At 71.5% G+C, this 17,833-nt stretch carries 15 protein-coding genes; 8 read left to right on the forward strand and 7 right to left on the reverse strand.

Annotated elements, in window-relative coordinates; translation table 11 throughout:
* Complete coding sequence (locus WMF43_RS47370) at nucleotides 1-3,948, forward strand: amino acid adenylation domain-containing protein (protein WP_437675479.1); 3,948 nt, start codon at nucleotides 1-3, stop codon at nucleotides 3,946-3,948.
* Here the strand turns inward: WMF43_RS47370 and WMF43_RS47375 are convergent.
* Nucleotides 3,858-4,310, reverse strand: coding sequence for a LysR family transcriptional regulator (locus WMF43_RS47375; protein WP_437675480.1), 453 nt, complete (start codon nucleotides 4,308-4,310; stop codon nucleotides 3,858-3,860). The genes WMF43_RS47370 and WMF43_RS47375 overlap by 91 nt on opposite strands.
* 639 nt (nucleotides 4,311-4,949) lie before the next feature.
* On the opposite strand from WMF43_RS47375, the gene WMF43_RS47380 reads away from it, so the two are divergent.
* Nucleotides 4,950-5,333, forward strand: a complete 384-nt coding sequence (locus WMF43_RS47380; RefSeq protein WP_437675481.1) for a hypothetical protein — start codon at nucleotides 4,950-4,952, stop codon at nucleotides 5,331-5,333.
* Between the two features lie 308 nt (nucleotides 5,334-5,641).
* Nucleotides 5,642-7,012: a peptidylprolyl isomerase gene (locus WMF43_RS47385; protein ID WP_437675482.1), complete on the forward strand. Its 1,371-nt coding sequence runs from the start codon at nucleotides 5,642-5,644 to the stop codon at nucleotides 7,010-7,012.
* A gap of 9 nt (nucleotides 7,013-7,021) precedes the next feature.
* Here the strand turns inward: WMF43_RS47385 and WMF43_RS47390 are convergent, their stop codons facing one another.
* From WMF43_RS47390 to WMF43_RS47410, 5 genes are all read right to left on the reverse strand, one after another.
* Complete coding sequence (locus WMF43_RS47390) at nucleotides 7,022-8,161, reverse strand: hypothetical protein (RefSeq protein WP_437675483.1); 1,140 nt, start codon at nucleotides 8,159-8,161, stop codon at nucleotides 7,022-7,024.
* A gap of 80 nt (nucleotides 8,162-8,241) precedes the next feature.
* Nucleotides 8,242-9,081 carry a hypothetical protein gene (locus WMF43_RS47395; protein ID WP_437675484.1) on the reverse strand — a complete coding sequence of 280 codons (840 nt, stop codon included), beginning with the start codon at nucleotides 9,079-9,081 and terminating at the stop codon, nucleotides 8,242-8,244.
* Complete coding sequence (locus WMF43_RS47400; RefSeq protein ID WP_437675485.1) at nucleotides 9,078-10,010, reverse strand: ABC transporter ATP-binding protein; 933 nt, start codon at nucleotides 10,008-10,010, stop codon at nucleotides 9,078-9,080. Before WMF43_RS47400 ends, WMF43_RS47395 begins: the two co-directional genes overlap by 4 nt.
* A 195-nt stretch (nucleotides 10,011-10,205) precedes the next feature.
* Entirely contained in the window at nucleotides 10,206-10,415 is a 210-nt protein-coding gene (locus tag WMF43_RS47405) for a hypothetical protein (RefSeq protein ID WP_437675486.1), read from the reverse strand.
* Between the two features lie 123 nt (nucleotides 10,416-10,538).
* A complete protein-coding gene (locus tag WMF43_RS47410; protein ID WP_437675487.1) occupies nucleotides 10,539-10,865 on the reverse strand; it encodes a hypothetical protein in 327 nt (108 codons plus the stop codon).
* A gap of 141 nt (nucleotides 10,866-11,006) precedes the next feature.
* Between WMF43_RS47410 and WMF43_RS47415 the strand changes: the two genes are divergently transcribed.
* Nucleotides 11,007-11,177, forward strand: coding sequence for a hypothetical protein (locus WMF43_RS47415; RefSeq protein ID WP_437675488.1), 171 nt, complete (start codon nucleotides 11,007-11,009; stop codon nucleotides 11,175-11,177).
* Nucleotides 11,178-11,491: 314 nt separating this feature from the next.
* Nucleotides 11,492-13,240, forward strand: a complete 1,749-nt coding sequence (locus tag WMF43_RS47420; protein ID WP_437675489.1) for a glycoside hydrolase family 44 protein — start codon at nucleotides 11,492-11,494, stop codon at nucleotides 13,238-13,240.
* Nucleotides 13,241-13,267: 27 nt separating this feature from the next.
* Here WMF43_RS47420 and WMF43_RS47425 read toward each other — a convergent pair whose 3' ends face one another.
* Nucleotides 13,268-13,768 carry an SgcJ/EcaC family oxidoreductase gene (locus WMF43_RS47425; RefSeq protein ID WP_437675490.1) on the reverse strand — a complete coding sequence of 167 codons (501 nt, stop codon included), beginning with the start codon at nucleotides 13,766-13,768 and terminating at the stop codon, nucleotides 13,268-13,270.
* Nucleotides 13,769-13,872: 104 nt separating this feature from the next.
* On the opposite strand from WMF43_RS47425, the gene WMF43_RS47430 reads away from it, so the two are divergent.
* The 3 genes from WMF43_RS47430 (at nucleotide 13,873) to WMF43_RS47440 (ending at nucleotide 17,813) form a co-directional block, all read left to right on the forward strand.
* Nucleotides 13,873-14,484: a MarR family winged helix-turn-helix transcriptional regulator gene (locus tag WMF43_RS47430; RefSeq protein WP_437675491.1), complete on the forward strand. Its 612-nt coding sequence runs from the start codon at nucleotides 13,873-13,875 to the stop codon at nucleotides 14,482-14,484.
* A 165-nt stretch (nucleotides 14,485-14,649) separates the two neighbouring features.
* Entirely contained in the window at nucleotides 14,650-16,266 is a 1,617-nt protein-coding gene (locus WMF43_RS47435) for a glycoside hydrolase family 30 protein (protein ID WP_437675492.1), read from the forward strand.
* 101 nt (nucleotides 16,267-16,367) lie between these two features.
* On the forward strand, nucleotides 16,368-17,813 hold the full coding sequence (locus WMF43_RS47440) for a phospholipase D-like domain-containing protein (RefSeq protein ID WP_437675493.1): 1,446 nt from the start codon (nucleotides 16,368-16,370) through the stop codon (nucleotides 17,811-17,813).
* Nucleotides 17,814-17,833 lie beyond the last annotated feature (20 nt).

Consider the following 17,833-nt stretch of genomic DNA (forward strand, 5'->3'; position numbering starts at 1 on the left):
ATGTCCGATGCCGAGGGGGAATCCGCGCGCGAGCTGCCCGCGCTCGAGCTCGCGACGGATCGCCCCCGCCCGCCCGCGCTGTCGCCGCGCCGCGCGTCGGTGTCGCGGGCCCTGCCGCCCCGGCTGGTCCGGGAACTCGACCGCATGCGCGGGGGGTACAACGCGACGCGCTTCGTCACCCTGCTCTCTGCGTATGCGGCGCTGCTCTACCGCTATACCGGGCAGAGCCAGATCCTCATCGGGGTGCCCTGGCCCCGCCGCGGCCGCCGGCAGGGCTCTCTCGAGGCGCCGGGACCTCGCTCCCCGCTCATCGTTCGCGCCCGCCTTGGCGACGAGCTGAGCTTTCGAGCGCTCCTCTCGCAGGTCGCCGCGCAGATCGCCTCGGCCGAGGCCCGCTGCCCGGCGCCCCTCGACGCGCCGCTGGAGGCGCCCGGGGCGGCGGAGGACACGAGCCGACACCCGCTGTTCCATACCACCTTCGAGCTCGCGCGGCCGGGCGACGGCTCGCCCGGCGCCGCGGCCGCGGCGGGGCCAGCGGTGCTCCTGTCCTCGCGCTCGCGCCCGGCCGCGGTGGTCGATCTGTCGCTGTCCGTGGCGGCGTCCGGGCGAGGGCTCGTCGCGACGATTGCGTACAGCACCGACCTGTTCGATCCGGAGACCATCGAGCGGATGCTGGGCCACCTCTGCCTCCTGCTCGCGGGCGCCTCGGAGGGCGCGGAGCGGCCCATCTCCGAGATTCCGCTGCTCACGCCGGAGGAGCGGCGCCGGGTGACCGTGGAGTGGAACGCGACGCAGACCGCCTATCCGCGCGACGCGTGTATCCATGAGCTCTTCGAGGCGCAGGCCGCGCGGACGCCCGACGCCATCGCCGCCGTAGAGGGCAGCGAGGTGCTCACCTACCGCGAGCTGGACCGCCGCGCCAACGGGCTCGCTCACCGGCTCTCGGCGCGCCGCGCCGGACCCGACCTGCGCGTGGCCGTCTTCGTCGAGCGGTCGCTCCGCGTGCTCGTCGCGCTGCTCGGCGTCCTCAAGGCCGGCGGCGCCTACGTCCCCCTCGATCCGAGCTATCCAGACGAGCGGCTGCGCTTCATGCTGGAGGACGCGGCGGCGAGCATCCTGCTCGGAGATCCGGAGCAGATCAGGCGGGTCGACTTCCGCGGAGACGTCATGTGCCTCGACGAGGAGAGCGGCGCGTCCGGCGACGAGGAGCGCCCGGCCGCCCGGGTCGCGGCGACCGATCTCGCCTACGTGATGTTCACGTCGGGATCGACCGGCCGGCCCAAGGGCGTGGCTGTTCCGCACCGGGGGGTCGTCCGCCTCGTCCGGGACACCAACTACGTCGCGTTCGGCCCATCGGATCGCGTGGCGCACGCCTCCAGCGTCTCCTTCGACGCCTCGACGTTCGAGATCTGGGGGGCGTTGCTCAACGGCGCTCGCCTCGTCCTCGTCTCCCGCGAGGCGCTGCTGTCGCCGGAGGGCCTGCCGGCGCTCCTCCGCCGCGAGGGGATCACCGTCCTGTTCCTGACCACGGCGCTCTTTCACCAGCTCGCGCGCGTGAGCCCGGGCGCCTTCCAGGGGCTCTCCTGCCTCGTCGTCGGCGGCGACGTGCTCAGCCCGAAGCTGTCCGGCGAGGTGCTCGAGCAGAGCGCCCCGAAGCGCCTCGTGAACGGTTACGGTCCGACCGAGAACACGACGTTCTCCACGGCCCACGTCGTGCGCGCGGTCCCGGAGGGCGCCCGCCGCGTGCCGATCGGGCGGCCCATCTCGAACACGCGCGTCTATGTCCTGGACCGCCGGCTCCAGCCCGTGCCGGTGGGCGTTCCGGGAGAGCTCTACGTCGGCGGCGACGGGCTCGCCCGAGGCTACCTGAACCGACCGGAGCTGACCGCCGGAGCGTTCATCCAGAGCCCCCTGCCCGAGGAGCCGGGGGACCGCCTGTACAAGACGGGCGACCAGGTGCGCTATCTGCCAGACGGCTCGATCGAGTTCCTGGGACGGATCGACGCCCAGGTGAAGATCCGTGGCTTCCGCATCGAGCTCGGGGACATCGAGACGGCGCTCTCCGCGTGCCCCGCCGTGCGCGAGGCCGCGGTCACGGTCCTGGAACACGCGCCCGGCGACAGGCGCCTCGTCGCCTATGTCGTCTCGAGACCGGGCGCACCCCGCGATCCGGGCCGCGCCGCGCGCGCGAGGCCGACGCAGAGGCGGGACGCCGACACGGACGGCGGCCGCCCGCTCGACGACCTGTCGACGACCCTGCGCCGGTTCCTGCGCAGCAAGCTGCCCGACTACATGATCCCGGCCGCGTTCGTCGCGATGCCGTCGCTGCCGCTCGCCGCGAGCGGGAAGGTCGATCGCCGGGCGCTGCCGCCGCCTCGCCTCGACCGGCTCCGCACCGGAGCGCCGATGACCCGCGTCTCCCTGATCGAGCGGCAGGTGGCCAGGATCTGCGCCTCGGTCCTCGGCGCCGATCGTGTCGAGGCCGACGACGACTTCTTCGAGCTCGGCGGCGACTCTCTCCTGGCGGCGCAGCTGCTCCTCCACGTGAAGACGGTCTTCCAGGTCGAGGTGTCCGCGCGCCGGCTGTTCGAGTCGCCCACCGTGGCCGGCCTCGCCCGCGCCGTCGAGGAGGCGCGGCGCCAGGAGGGGCGCGGCGCCGCGGCGGAGGTGGGCGCGGTCGACCTCCGCGCCGAGGCCGTCCTCGATCCCGACATTCGCCCCTGCGGACCGGCCGTCGACGCGAGCGCTCCGCCGCGTCACGTCTTCCTCACCGGCGCCACGGGGTTCTTGGGTGCTTTTCTCGTGCGCGAGCTCCTTTCGCGGACGGGCGCCACGATCCACTGCCTCGTCCGCGCTCCCGACGCAGGCCGAGGCCTGACGAGGATCCGGCGGAGCCTCGAGGCCTATTCCCTCTGGGATCCCGCGTTGGGCGCGAGGATCGTCGCCGTGCCCGGCGACCTGGGCAAGCCCCTGCTCGGGCTCACCCCGGCCGGCTTCGACGCGCTCGCGGAGCGGATCGATGCGATCTACCACGCCGGAGCGGAGGTCAATTACATCAAGCCGTACGCGTCCCACAAGGCGGCCAACGTGCTCGGGACGCAGGAGATCCTGCGGCTCTCGTGCCTCCGCCGGACGAAGCCCGTGCACCACGTCTCGACGATCGGGGTGTTCGGCCATGTCGGCTACTTCACCGGAGTCCGGCGCGTGGGGGAGAGCGACGATCTCGATCCCTGGGCGGACTACCTCCACACGGACATGGGCTACTCCCAGAGCAAATGGGTCGCGGAGAAGCTCGTGTCGATCGCGCGCTCGCGGGGGGCGCTCGTCGCCATCTTCCGCCCTGGCGTCATCATGGGCCACAGCGAGACGGGCGCCGGCAGCGTGAGCGATTTCGCGAGCAGGATGATCAAGGGGTGCCTCGAGATGGGTTGTGCTCCCGATCTGCCGGAGCAGAGCAAGGAGTTCGTGACCGTCGATTACGTCAGCCAGGCGATCGTGCACCTGTCCCGCCGGCCGGGAGCCCTGGGGAAGGTATTCCACCTGGTGCCCGCGCCGCCGCATCGGCTCGACCTGAACGGCTTCTTCGACCTGCTCGGCGCCTACGGCCATCCGCTGGTGCGGGTGCCCTACGCGCGGTGGTGCGAGGAGCTCCTGAAGGGGATACGGCGATCGGGCGACAGCCCGTTTCTTCCCCTCTTGCCGATGCTGACCGAGAAGGTCCACGGCGACCTGACCCGATGGGAGATGTACGAGAGGATGCCCGCCTGCGAGTCGCGGAACACGATCGACGGGTTGGCCGGAACGGCCATCGTGTGTCCCCCCATGAACGCGCGGCTGCTCGACAGGCTCTTCGACCATTACCTGCGCATCGGGTACGTCCGCGCCCCCGCGCCGCCCCAGAGCGGCGTGCGCCCGACCGCGCGCGCGCGGCGCCTGGCATCGACCTGATGAATCGCGCCTGGACGCCCTTCAGTGCTCTCAGCGCGGCGTTGCCTGGTCGCTGCGCTGCCGCGGACCCAGGGCGAAGGCGCCGTCGCCGAGCAGGGCCTGCGCGCCGAGCGCGAGCATGAGAAAAGCGACGTGCGCGCGCAGCGCGCGTAGAGGTTCATGCCGGCGTCGGTGACGGTGAGCTTGCGCGTGGTGCGCACGAGCAGCCGCTCGCCGAGGCGCTCCTCCAGGCGCGCGACCCGGGTGCTCACCATCGACTTCGACGCCCCGAGCTCGGCCGCGGCCGCGGTGAACGAGCGGCGCTCGACGACGCGGGCGAAGCAAAGCATGCCGGAGAGATCGTCGAAGAGAGGGTCTGTCATGCGCCGCCCACTGTGCGCCGCGGGGCGGATTGTTCGCAAGCGAGGACAAGACCGCGCCGGGCCGGGCCGGTGCGAGCGCGGCGCGCTGAGCTCTGCACCGAGCAGGACGAAGTCGGTCGACGACGCCTCGCGCGGCGGCTCGCGTCCGGCGCTGTGCTCCGGCGGCGCGTGCCGGTGTGACGATCCACGGATACGCGGCGCCCGTCGCCCCTCGCTCTCGCGACCGTCTCCACCCGAAAGCACATCGCATTGCGTCGCCGCCGCCCGGGGCGTCCAATGCCGCCTTGGGCGGAAGGGCGGCGTCGATTGAACCCGCGCGGGCGTCCGGGACTCAAATTCATTCCGTTCACGATCAGAAACGTGCTGACCGGGAATATCCCCCTGGCTCCGGGTGGACATCGGGGTTGGGGCCTCGCCCCGCTTCAAAATTCTTGCCTGGCGGGGTACGCGGTGCAGGGCCGGGACGTCTCGGCGCGGCGTGCACACGCGAACCGCGTTCCTGGCCGTCCACGCGCACCCCGAAGAGACGTCTCCGGTCAGCGCGTGTCGTGCGGACGCAGATCCTCACCCGCCCACAAGACTTCGTCGGTCGCCCGCAGCGACCTTCGCGAAGAGAGTCGAAACAACTCAGGAGAATGCATGAACCTGTTCAAGATCATGAGCACAGTCGTCGCCGCCGGCGCCATCCTGGCCCTCTCGATGGACGGTGACGCCGCGCAGTGCCGTCGGTTCCCGAGCGGCGCGGGCAACTTCAATACGTACCCGACCTCGGGTGAAACTCGGCTGTTGAACGTGGGCTGCGCAGATGGCACGCGCGGCGACCTGATCGTGGACGCGAGCCCGAAGGAGGTGCGCGTGACCTTGCGCAACAAGGTGACCGCCACCGCGCGGGTCAGGCTCATCGGGGCCAACAGCATCGGCGGAGCGGAGTGCGTGGCCGAGTCGACCACCCTCAACGTGACCGACACGGATCCGTGCGGCCCCGCCGCCGTCAAATGGGTCGGCGAGCTGCGCAACGACTGATCCAGGATCTGTTCGCGGCTTGAACGACGCGAGCCGTCAGCGCGCGACGTGGGGAATCGCCCTCATGGGTCGAGCGCTGGCGGCCCGTCTGCGCCGAGGGCTCCCTGGCCTTTGCCGGAATCCACATGACACACTCATGGCTTATCGTCTGCCTGGCCTTGCTCGGCGTGACGGCTTGTGACCGCGGCGCGCGAGGCACCGCCGCATCCGGGCAAGACCCGGCTGGACCCGCGACGAGCGCCCAGGCGGGCCCCGCTCGCCCGAGCCCCGGCCGCTGGCGCTTGGCCGGGTTTCGATCCCTGCAGAGCGTGACCTTGCGCCTCGCTCACATCCTCATCCGCCATCAGGACATCGAAGACTCCAAGGTCAGCTTGAGCATGCTCGAGTGGGCCACGGAGTACCCGCCGGTGAGCCGTACTCGAGCCGCGGCCTGGCAGCTCGCGGAGAGCACCGCCGAGCGGGCGCGCAAGGACCCGAGTACGTTTGCGGAGCTGGCGCGCGACGTCTCGGAAGACCCGATCACGCGAGATCAGGGCGGGGACTTGGGCGTCGTCATGGCGTCTCAGCTATGGAACTGGCCGCAGGTGCTCGACGCGCTGGCGGCCACTGCGGAGGGCGGCGTCAGCCCGGTCGTCGAGACCGAACAAGGTTTTCACGTCTTCCTGCGGCGAGCGCCGCCCGCGGCGCGCAGGCTGAGCGGCGCCCGCATCCTGCTGTCGCACAGGGACGCTCCCTTTCCGAGCGAGGTCGGCGTCCTACGGAGACCCGTAGCCCGCTCCCGCAGCGAGGCGAAGCGGCTGGCGGAGGAGATCTATCGACGGTTACGCCTCGATCCGGGCGCGTTTCAGCGCCTCGTATCGGAGTATTCCGATCACCTCGACGCCGAGCGCGGCGGCGACTTCGGTACCTGGTCGAACCGCGAACCGACCCCGTTATCCCGGCAGGTCGCGACCCTGGATCGGCTACAGATCGGAGAGATCGCGCCGCCCTTGGAGACGCTTTTTGGAATCGAAATCATCCTGCGCGCCGCGGATCGCCCGCGATCCGAGTACGCCGCGGGGACGCTCCAGTTCCCGTTCCATCCGCAAGACCCCGCATCGAAGCTCGAGGCGACGAGCGCCGCCGAACGGGCCGCCGCGCTCCTCAGGAGCGAGCCCGCGCTGTTCGAGAAGATGCAGCAAGAGCGGCACAGCGAGCAACCTCTTCGCGTGATCTCAGGGCGCGACACGCAGGCCGTCGAGGATGCCCTGGCGCGGCTCGAAGCCGGGCAGGTGGCTCCCGAACCCGTGCTGAGCAGCACGCGCTACCTGCTGCTCAAGCGCCTGGACCTGTCCGTATTGCCGCCCGTGCCACCGCCACGAACCGAGTTGCCGTCGCCGGCTCGGATGGATCTCGCCGACATGGTCCGCAATGCGCAGCCGGCTCTTCTGCGAACAGAGTTCCAGAGCATTGCGCAGCAAGCCAGCGCGCTGCCCGGCCTCGGCAGAGACGCCGCGCGAGAGCTGGTGCGCCTTCACGAAACCGGAGCGACGTTCACGGGCCTCGCCCCGGACGAGCGCGTGGAAGCCTTCCAGCGCCTGGACGCCGAGATCGAGGTGCTGCTCGGCGCTGCAGCACACCAGCGGTACCGTGCGCTCGCCCACGCTGAGCTCGAGCGGGCACTCATGACGCAGCGCTAACTACGCGCGTCACCCCGGCGGCGCTGGCGCGGGCTCGGCCTCGACGTCGCGGCGCGGATCGTCCCGGTCGCGACGACACGGGCCGAGGTTCTTCAGCAGGTCGACGGGCAGCGCCATGTCGACCGAGAAGCGCTGCTCCCCCGGCTTGTTCTCCTTGCCCTCCCGGGGGCGGCGCTGCGTCTCCACCCTCGCGTAGTCGAGCAGCTCGGCGAGCTCGTCGTTGCCTTCGCGCTTCGCGTTGAGCCGCCCCACGGAGAGCGCCGCTCCGAACATCTTCGAGAGGTCCGCCATCTGCTCGCCGGCGGGGCCGGCGACCTCGGCGACGACGGCGACGTCCTCCGAGGCGTCGACGTGGATCTCCACCCGCGCGACGGCCTCGCGGATCCGCTCGGCGAGCTCTTCCTGCCCGGGCGGCAGCATCCTCGAGAGATCGTCGGGCGAGAGCACTCCATAAACGTCGCTGTAGGCCTGGTGTTCCTGGAGGATGGATCCCTGCGCGGGATCCGTCGATTCGAGCCGATCGATCGCATCCTCGACGAGGCCGGGCTCGGCGCGTCGGTCCGCGATCAGGAGGTCAGGCCCCCACGTCGCGACGACCCTGCCCGTGTCCTTGTCCTCGTAGACGACACCTTTCTCCCCGTACGTCCGCGAGGTCCATCGCTCGCGCTCGAACGTCGCGCCCTCGAACGATCCCTGGAGCACGACGAGCCCCGTGCTCGACGTGGCGACGCGCTCCACGTCTTCCAGCACATCGATCCCGTACCGGTCCTTGAAGCGCGCGAAGCCGGCGCGCTCGTCGCCGCGCGACAGCATGCAATCGAGCCAGATCTGCATGATCGGCGACTCCTTGAGCGCCGCGATCTCGAGCACCATGGCCGAGCGCTCCGGATCGGCGGGCAGGGCGACGAGCACCGGGTCGCGCTTCCAGCGCGGCGCCTCGGCGTCGGGGGACGGCGCAGGCAGCGGCGGCAGCGTGCGGCGGCGGCTGGCGCGCTCCTGCTCTGCCGGCTTCGGGCGGCGCGGAAACTCGATCTTCCGCGGCGTGACCGTGGGCTTCTCCTTGTCCCCGCGCGACATCAGCCACGCGGCGAGCGCGAGCAGGACCAGCGCCGCCGCGAGCCAGACCCCCCGCTTCTTCACCGGTCTCATCGGGTCGTCCCCTCCGCCCGCGCGGCGCGGAGCTGCGGGCTTCGATCGCTCACTGCCTCGTCGCGCATCGCCGCTCCACCCTAGAAATCCTTCTCTTCGAACACGTGGATGCCCAGCGCGAGCGCGGCCAGGCCGAAGACGAGCAGCCCGGCGATCTGGCTGGCGAGCACGTCGCCCTTGATCGCCGCCGCCACCGCGATGTCCGCCGACGCGTCGGCGAGCGCCGAGACCCGCGGCAGCGCGAGCGTCACCGCGAGGAAGGCCTCGCGGGCCAGGCCGGGCTCGAAGAACGAGTCGAGCTGCTCGCGGTATCCCGCGACGATGCCGAGGAAGAACAGCGCGATCCCCACCGCCGCGGACAACGCGGCGCTCCGCACCATCACCGCGGCCGTGAGCATCGCGCCGTAGATGCCGGCGAACGTCACGCTCGCGAGCAGCGCCGCCACGATCGGGCTCGCCATCCACACGCCCGACTTCACGCCGAAGATGAGCGTGAACCCGACGGCGCCGTACAGCGTGCTGAGCAGCGAGAGCGCGAGCACGCCGAGGAACGTGCCGAGCAAGAGCTCGAACCGCCGCACGGGCAGCGAGAGCAGGTGCTCGATGCGCCCCGGCGCCAGCAGGCTCGGGCCGAAATCGGCGCAGGAGACGATGCCGAACGCGAGCCCCCCGTAAAACAGCACGTACGAGAGCGCGCGGCCCACGTAGCGGAGCGCGACGTCGACCGAGCGGATCTGGCCGCCGCTGACCTCCTTGCCGAAGAGCCGCGTCGCCGCGAGCGCGCCGTCCACGACCTCGAGCTGCAGCGCGCCCCCGATCACCACGAGCGCCATCGTGACGCCGATCCCGAGGGCGAGGAACCACCTGCGCGACGCGGCCTCGCGCAGGAGGTCGCCGGCGACGGTCAGCGCCGCCCTCACGCCGCGCCCCCGCGGGCGCCGCCCGCGCCCAGCGCCTCGGCCAGCACGTCCTCGAGATCGCGCAGGTCCCGCGACAGCTCGACGAGCAGGGCGCCGGCGCGCCGCGCCGCATCCAGCCTCTCGTTGAGCGCCGCGGGGTCCTCGGCGTCGAGGCGGAACGCGCCTTCCCCGTCGACCGGGCGGAACCCGAGCGCGGCGACCCTCGCCGCGTCGACGCCGTCCGCGAACCGCACGCGGTACGCCGTCTCGCTGCCGCACAGCGCGACGAGCGCGCCCTCGCGCACGAGCCGCCCGCCCGCGAGGATGCCGATGCGGTCGCAGACGCGCTCGGTCTCCGACAGGAGGTGCGAGTTCAGGAACAAGGTCGCCCCGCGCGCGCGCTCTTCGCCGAGGATCCTGCGGATCTCGGCGCGGCCGAGCGGGTCGACGCCGTCGGTGGGCTCGTCGAGCACGAGGAGCTCCGGCTGCCCGAGCAAGGCCGCAGCGAGCCCGAGGCGCTGCCGCATGCCCTTCGAGAACCCGCCGATCTTGCGGTCCGAGTCGGCCCCGAGGCCTACCCGCTCGACCAGGGCGCGCAGCGCGCCCTCGCTCCACGAGAGGCGCTTCATGCGGGCCACGCTCGCGAGGAACTGCCGCGGCGTGAACGCGCTCGGCAAGAAGAGCCGCTCCGGCAGGTACCCGATCTTGGCGCGCACGTCCGGGTCCTCCGGCTCGCCGCCGAGCACGCGCACGGCGCCGCTCGTGGGGCGCACCACGCCGAGCAGCGTCTTGATGAACGTCGTCTTGCCCGCGCCGTTGAGGCCGATGAGCCCGAATGCGGCGCCGCGCTGGATGGCGATGTCGAGGCCTGCGAGCGCCGTATGTCCGCCGCTTCGGCGGAAGAAGCCGCGGTAGACCTTCCTCACGGAGGACGCTTCGATGGCGAGCACCGCGGCGTATCTTGGCCGGCCGGCGGCCGCATGCAAGCGGATTGCCCGAGGCGAGGGGGGCGGCGCGGCGGGCCTGCTTCGCGCCTGTCGCTTCACGAGGGCTGGCGTCTTTTCGCTCTTCGAAGGGACGGTATCCCTGACTGTGCTTCACGCGGATCGACAGCTCCGCACTCCTAGAGTGACAAACGGGTTGAATCAGCCTGAAAGGAGCAGAATTTCGAGCCGCCAAGGCACCAAGGCGCCAAGGCAGAAGGCGCCAAGGCAGAAGGCGCCAAGGACGCCAAGGCGCCAAGGACGCCAAGAAGAAGACAATATCTTGGCGTCCTTGGCGTCCTTGGCGCCTTGGCGTCCTTGGCGGTTCATCTCGCGCTCGATCATGACGATATCGGTGTTCTTGTGCGCCACAGCGCCGACGCGAGCGAATGGCCCGGCCGAAGAGCGGCGGGGGGCCGATCCCGCCGAACCCTCCGATCGCGGGCGCCCGCTCCACGCCGCCGCTGCCGCCTGCCGCGGCCGGACCGAGACGCCCTAACCTGGCGGGGGGCCGCCGTTGCCGACGCGCGTCAGGGCGGCGCGCACGATCGGCGCGGCGGGCGCGAGCGCGTCGACGAGCTCGCCGACGCGGTTCGCGGCGCGCTCGGCGCGGGCCCACGCGGACGAGAAGCCGAGCGTACCGGGCGGATGGGCCTCGGCGAGGGCGATCGCCTGCCGCAGGTCGTCGCCGACCGCGGCGATGGCGTGGAGATCTGCCACAGTGGCCCCGCGGGAGCGCGCGGCCACGTAGAGCGCGCGCACGATGCCCAGCAGGTCGCGAGCGGCCTCAAGCGGGAACGGGTCGCGGCGGATCGACAACACGCCGGCCGCTGATCAGGGATGTGCGTCGGGGCGTCAAGCGGTTGGGGCTCGTGCGATGCGGCTTGAATTTTGCAACGAAGATCCCGCAGGAGTTTGCAGAAGGATGCAGGAGTTTTGCAGGAGCTGCACGAGGAGGGATGAATGAACACCCGCACGCATGAGCTCGCAAAGACGGACCTTCCGGGCGAGGAGGAGGTCCCGATGCCGCCGAACCCGGGAGACCCGGGCCCGGAGCAGCCGGAGCCGCCCTCGCCCGATCCCACCCAGGATCCGCGCATCCCCCAGCAGGGCGATTTCCCCCGCGGCGTCTGAGCCTCGGCGGGGCCGCCGCCGCCGCGCGGCTCCGGCGCTCAGGGCGATGCCGCGCGCGCGGTGCAGACGACGGAGCCGATCTGCCATCCCAGCCGGCAGGCAGAACACGCGCCGATCGGCTCACGGCTGCTTCGTGCAGGAGCAGAGGCGGTGTGCCGATGGAGGCTGTGTAGGGGTAAAGACGGCGTACGGCCAGAGGCGGTGTAGTGATGGAGGTGGTGTGGGGATAGAGGCGGTGTAGGGATGGCGACAGCGGCGCGGTGAGGGCCGGAATAGACCCCGACGAGGCCACCGGGCTGGAGTACCATCGCCCCATGCTTTCTCGACGTGTTCCCTTCCTCCACGCCACCTTCGTCCTCTTCGCGTCGGCCGCCTTCCTCGCCTGCGGCGACGACGCCGATCCCTCCTCTGCCGGCAGCGGCGGCGCCGGCGCTTCCGGCAGCGGCGCCGGCGCTAGCACCAGCAGCGGCAGCACGGCGAGCGGCGGCACCAGCACGTCCGGCGGCCTGCCTCCCGCGGACCTCGTCGAGCCCGGCGATCCCGGGCCGGGCGACGTGACCTTCACGGTGCGCGCCGATCAGGGAGTGCGCCCCATCAGCCCGCTCATCTACGGCGTCAACTGGGCCACCGACCTCGACGGCGAGCAGCGCGGCACGACCGTCGTGCGCATGGGCGGCAACCGCATGACCGCCTACAACTGGGAGAACAACGCTTCCAACGCCGGCTCGGACTACATGCACCAGAACGACGCCCACCTCGTCGGGAACAGCCCGAACGGCGACGTTCCCGGCGAGGCGGTGCGCGTGGCGGCCGAGGACGCGTTCTCCCACGGCGCCGCGTTCATCGCGACCGTCCCCATCTGCGGTTATGTCGCGGCCGACAAGGACGGCGGCGGCGACGTCGACCAGACCCCCAATTACCTAGAGACGCGGTTCCACCCCACGATCGCGCGCAAGGGCGCCCCCTTCTCCGCGTCGCCCGATCTCGACGACGACGCCGTGTACCAGGACGAGTTCGTCGCCTGGATGAAGCAGGCCTTCCCCGACGCCTTCGCGGGCGAGGCCGCGCGCGTCCTGTTCTCGCTCGACAACGAGCCCGACCTCTGGAGTGAGACCCACGAGCGCATCCACCCGGAGCCGGTGCGCTATTCCGAGCTCGTCGACAAGAACATCGAGTTCGCGTCGGCGATCAAGGACGTCGCGCCGAACGCGCTCGTCACCGGCTTCGTCTCGTACGGGTACTCCGGCTACGTGAGCCTCCAGGGCGCGCCCGACGCGGAGGGCAACTTCCTCGAATATTACCTCGACGCGATGCAGGCCGCCGAGGCGAGCGAGGGGCGCCGCCTGATCGACGTGCTCGATCTGCACTGGTACACGGAGATCTACGCGAACGGCGAGCGCATCACGGGCGACGACGCCTCCCCCGAGTCGGCCGAGGCCCGCGTCCAGGCGCCGCGCTCGCTCTGGGATCCCACCTTCGTCGAGGACAGCTGGATCGCGAACGACGTCGTGCAGGGCCCGATCATGCTCATCCCGTGGCTCAACGGCCTGATCGACGCGCATTATCCGGGCACCGGCCTCGGCTTCACCGAGTACAACTTCGGCGGAGGCAGCGACATCTCCGGCGCGATCGCGCAGGCGGACGCCCTCGGCGTGTTCGGCCGCGAGGGCGTGCTGCTCGCGACGTTGTGGGACCCCGGCGAGGAGGTCGCGATGGTCCGGGCCGGCATGCGCGCCTTCACGAGCTACGACGGGCAAGGCGCGCGCTTCGGCGACACGTCGATCCACGCCGCGACGAGCGACGTCGCGAAGGCCACCGTGTACGCGAGCGTCGACGAGGCCGATCCGAGCCGCATGGTGCTCGTCGCCATCAACAAGACCACGGCCCCGCTCACGGCCGCGGTGACCCTCGCCGCCTACGGGACCTACACGGCCGTCGACGTCTGGCAGCTCACGGCCGCCGACGCCGACCTCGTGCCCGCGGATCCGGTCGCCCCGAGCGCCACGAACGCGTTCACGTACGCGATGCCGGCCCACAGCGTCTCGGTGCTGGTGCCCCGCTGACAGCCCGAGCGCGGCCGCCCCGGGCGCTCAGGCCGCGAGCGCCTCGGGGTGGCGCCGTCGCCACAAGGCGAGGCGGAAGCGCTGCACGGCCGCGAAGAGGCGCATGGACAGGCTGTCGGACGGGGGCAGGGGCCGCACCCGGGTGTTCTGGAACGACGCCACCCGCCAGCGCCCGTCGTCGCCCCGCACGACCACCACCGTCTGCCGCGACCGCCGGGCCGCGGGCGCCGTCCTCTGCCAGGGCCACAGCACCGCGCCGGTGCTGACGACCACGGCCGCGTCGGGGCCGAGGAAACGCACGCCCTCGATCTCGCCGACCAGGCGGGTGCCGGCGAGCACGCCGGCGAAGAGCTCCTCGTGCACCCTGCGGTTCGCCTCGCGGCCGCGCAGCCACGAGCCGTCGAACGTCACGTAGTCGGAGTCGGGCGTGTAAAACGCGTCGACGGCGCTCGCGCCCTCGCGCGCCCACGCCTCGCACAGGGCCTCGAACATGCGGCGAATGGCCGCCTCGTCGGTCGAACGATCCATGAAAACCTCCAGGCAGCTAACTCTTTTAGTGAGTAAGATAGTTAGCGTGGCTTGTCAAGCCGGCCGCGGCTCGGTAGAGTGCGGGCGGGTCGAGGCGAGAGGTGATGGCCGCGAAGCGGGCGAGCGCGAAGGAGGTGAAGGAGCTGGTGGACAGCCTGGGCGACCGGCTGGGCCGCGAGCTGAGCACCCAGTCGGTGCTCCTCCACCAGGCGATCGCCGAGCGGCTGGGGCTGAAGGGCACCGATCACAAGTACCTCGACGTCCTGCGGCGCGCGGCCGAGGCGGGTCCGGTCACGCCGGGCGACCTGGTGCAGCTCACGGGGCTGACCTCGGGCGGGGTGACGGGGGTGCTCGACCGGCTCGAGGCGGCGGGGTTCGTGCGCCGCGTGAAGCACCCGAGCGATCGGCGGCAGCTGGTGATCGAGCCGGTGACCGAGCGTTATGCCGAGATCGGCGCGCTCTTCGCGCCGTTCCGCGAGCGCTGGGCGGTGCTCTGCGCGCGTTACTCGCTCGACGAGCTGCGGCTCATCTGCGACTTCTTCGAGCACGCGACCGCGCTGATGGCCGAAGAAATCGCCCGCATGCAGCGCCCGGCCGGCCCCCCCGAAGCCACCCCGGCGAGCGCCCCGCCGCGCGACGCCGCGCGCGCCGTGCGCACCGTGCGCACCGTGCGCACCGTCGACGACACGAAGGCGCGCCCGCGCCGGACCCCCTGAGCGGCCGACGGAGTCAGGCTCGCGCCCCTGCGCGCGCGGCTGTCGCAGAAAACGTGGCTCCGCTCAGATCACCGCGGGGCCTCTCGGGCATTTAGCACGCGGCTATCGGACGCCTGCTTCAAGCGCCGCCATGGGTCTGCACGCCCAGGATGGAGGATTTTCATCATGAACACGGCACGCGGGTCGATGACCGGCGTTCTGCTCGCGTTGTCCTTCGTGGCGTGTGGTCCTTCGACCAGCACGCCGGAACCGGAGGGCTCGGGCGGCTCGGGCGCGGGCGCGGGCGGAACAGGCGCGGGCGGCGCGACGGGCCCGGGCGGCGCGACGGGCGCGGGCGAAACAGGCGCCGTCGGCGCGACGGGCCCGGGCGGCGCCGGAGGTGATCCTAGCGGAGGCGGCGGCGCCGGCGGCTCGTCGACCGGCGGCGAGCCCCCCGTGGAGGAGCCCACGTTGATCACGTCCGGTCCGGATGATTACTGGAAGATAGGCACGCCGACCGAGGCGACGAGCGGCAATGCCGACGTGACCGTCGACGACGCGACGACACACCAGCGGTGGGACGGCTTCGGCGGCACCTTCAACGAGGCCGGCTGGAACGTGCTCTCGATGCTCAGCGATTCCGAGAGGGCGCGGGCCATCAAGCTCCTCTTCGACACGCACGAGGGCGCGGCGTTCGTGTACGGGCGCGTCCCCATCGGATCCAGCGACTATGCGATGGATCGTTATACCCTCAACGAGACGCCGAACGACACCGCGATGGCGAGCTTCTCCATCGCGCGGGACAGGGAGAAGCTGATTCCGTACCTCAAGGCGGCGCTCGACGTGCGGCCCGACCTCCACCTCTGGGCCAGCCCCTGGACGCCCCCCACCTGGATGAAGAGCAACGGCGCCATGGACGGCGGCCGCATGAAGGACGACACGAACATCCTGCAAGCCTATGCCCTGTACTTCGCGAGGTTCGTGGAGGCGTACGCCGACGAGGGCATCGTCATCGAGGCGGTTCACCCTCAGAACGAGCCGAACTACGAGACGAGGTACCCGAGCTGCACCTGGACGGGGCCGCTCATGGCCAAGTTCATCGGCACCTACCTCGGGCCGACGTTCGCCGAGCGGGGGCTCACGGCCCAGATCTACCTCGGCACGATGTCCAACGCCGAGAGCGGGAAGGACGGGGCGATCCTCAGCGCCGTGACCGGCGACGCCGCCGCGATGAGGTACGTCAAGGGGTTCGGGCTCCAGTGGAACATGTTGAACAGCGTGTCCGGCCTGAGATCGCGCGGCTTGCCGATCGTGCAAACGGAGCACAAGTGCGGCAATTATCCCTGGAACCCTGCGGGCTCGCCGCCGTTCGACGCGAGCAAGGCGCCGAACGATCACGCCTACGCCGAGGAGAGCTGGAGGCTCCTCCGCGACTGGATCCAGGCAGGGGTGACCTCGTACAGCGCCTGGAACATGGTGCTGGACACGGCGGGGAAGAACCTGGACTCGCAGCGGCCGTGGCCCCAGAACGCGCTCCTCACCGTGGACACGGGGACGAAGACGCTGAACGTGACCCCCGCTTATTACGTCTTCCGCCACGTCTCCGAGTACGTCGATCCCGGAGCGACGCGCGTCGGCACGACCGGCGGCGACGCGCTGGCGTTCAAGAACCCCGACGGCACCCTCGTCACGATCCTGTACAACTCGGGCAATTCGGCGAAGACGACGATCCTCGGCGTGGCCGGCAAGAAGCTCCAGCTCAGCATTCCTGCCCACGGGTGGGCCACCGTCAACTGGAAGTGAGGCCGGCGCTCACGCGCTCGTGACTCGCCGTCGATTTGGCGCGCGACGTGGCGCGCGACGCGGCGCGCGACGGGGCGCGGAAACTGTGGCATCTCTCGTGTGTGGCGACCGCCGCTCCCGCATCCATCCCCCCGCCGAGCGCGCCGCTGCGCGCCCTCGCGCGGGAGACCTTCAGCCGCGTCGCCGGCGCGCCGCTGCTCGGCGGCAACACGGTCGAGCTGTTGATCGACGGGCGAGCGAACTTCGACGCCTGGCTTGCCGCGATAGGGGCCGCGCGCACCTCGATCCTGCTCGAGAACTACATCTTCGACGACGACGCGCTGGCGCGCGAGTTCCGCCGCGCGCTCAGCGAGCGGGCCGCGGCGGGCGTCCACGTCTGCGTGGTCCGCGACTGGTTCGGGTGCCTGGGCGCGTCGACGGACCACTTCTGGGGCGAGCTGCGCGCGGCGGGCGGGGAGGTCCGCACCTACAATCCCTTCCGCTTCACCAGCCCGTTCGGCTGGGTGACGCGCGATCACCGCAAGCTGCTCGTCGTCGACGCCGAGGTCGGCTTCGTCTCCGGCGTCTGCGTCAGCGGCAGGTGGCTCGGCAATGCGGCGCGCCGCGTGCCGCCGTGGCGCGACACCGGCGTCGCCGTGCGGGGGCCCGCGGTGCGCGCGCTCGCCGACGCCTTCGCCGACAGCTGGGCGAGCCTCGGTGAAGGCCTGCCCGCCGACCTGCCCGTGCTCAACGGGGTTCCGCCGGCGGTCGGCCCTGTGGACTTGCGCGTGGTGGCGAAGCTGCCGACCACGACCGGGCTCTACCGGCTCGATCAGCTGGTCGCCGCGCTGGCGCAGAGGACCCTCTGGCTGACGGATGCGTACTTCGTCGGCATCGCGCCGTACGTCCAGGCGCTCGCGGCGGCGGCGCGCGACGGCGTGGACGTGCGGCTGCTCGTCCCCGGCACGAGCGATGTTCCGGCCGTGGGCACGCTGTCGCGCGCGGGTTATCGCCCGCTGCTCGAAGCCGGGGTGCGCGTCTACGAGTGGAACGGCTCGATGCTCCACGCGAAGACCGCGGTGGCCGACGGCCGCTGGGCGCGCGTGGGCTCGAGCAACCTCAATATCGCGAGCTGGCTGGAGAACTGCGAGATCGACGTGGTGGTCGAGGACGAGGCGTTCGCCGGGCGCATGCAGGCGCAGTACGAGGAAGATCTCCGCGGCGCGACCGAGATCGTCCTCCACGCGCGGCGCCGCGCGGGCCAGGACAGGAAGCGCCGCCCGCAGGGGGCGGGCACCGGGCGCTCCGCCGCGGGCGCGTTGCGCCTCGCGAACACCGTGGGCGCGGCGATGACGAACCGCCGTGTCCTCGGCGCGGCCGAGGGGACGATCCTGCTCGGCGGAGCGCTCTTGCTCCTCGGCGGCGCGGCGGTCGCGTTGTACTTTCCGCGCCTCATCGCCTGGCCGCTCGCCGTGCTCGCGTTGTGGTCGGCGCTCAGCCTGATCCTCAGGTATGTGACGCTCGCCCGCAGCGCCAAGGCTGCTGCTTCATCGCGGCGCGCGCCGTGACGCGAGCGAATTGGCTGGTA

The sequence above is a fragment of the Sorangium sp. So ce131 genome, from assembly GCF_051519095.1.
In the GTDB taxonomy this organism is placed as follows: domain Bacteria; phylum Myxococcota_A; class Polyangia; order Polyangiales; family Polyangiaceae; genus Sorangium.

What these genes read in the sequence shown, in the direction of transcription:
- WMF43_RS47370 (WP_437675479.1), top strand. Translation starts at nt 1, where the DNA reads ATGTCCGATGCCGAGGGGGAATCCGCGCGCGAGCTGCCCGCGCTCGAG.
- WMF43_RS47375 (WP_437675480.1), bottom strand. Translation starts at nt 4,310, where the DNA reads ATGACAGACCCTCTCTTCGACGATCTCTCCGGCATGCTTTGCTTCGCC.
- WMF43_RS47380 (WP_437675481.1), top strand. Translation starts at nt 4,950, where the DNA reads ATGAACCTGTTCAAGATCATGAGCACAGTCGTCGCCGCCGGCGCCATC.
- WMF43_RS47390 (WP_437675483.1), bottom strand. Translation starts at nt 8,161, where the DNA reads ATGAGACCGGTGAAGAAGCGGGGGGTCTGGCTCGCGGCGGCGCTGGTC.
- WMF43_RS47415 (WP_437675488.1), top strand. Translation starts at nt 11,007, where the DNA reads ATGAACACCCGCACGCATGAGCTCGCAAAGACGGACCTTCCGGGCGAG.
- WMF43_RS47420 (WP_437675489.1), top strand. Translation starts at nt 11,492, where the DNA reads ATGCTTTCTCGACGTGTTCCCTTCCTCCACGCCACCTTCGTCCTCTTC.
- WMF43_RS47425 (WP_437675490.1), bottom strand. Translation starts at nt 13,768, where the DNA reads ATGGATCGTTCGACCGACGAGGCGGCCATTCGCCGCATGTTCGAGGCC.
- WMF43_RS47430 (WP_437675491.1), top strand. Translation starts at nt 13,873, where the DNA reads ATGGCCGCGAAGCGGGCGAGCGCGAAGGAGGTGAAGGAGCTGGTGGAC.
- WMF43_RS47435 (WP_437675492.1), top strand. Translation starts at nt 14,650, where the DNA reads ATGAACACGGCACGCGGGTCGATGACCGGCGTTCTGCTCGCGTTGTCC.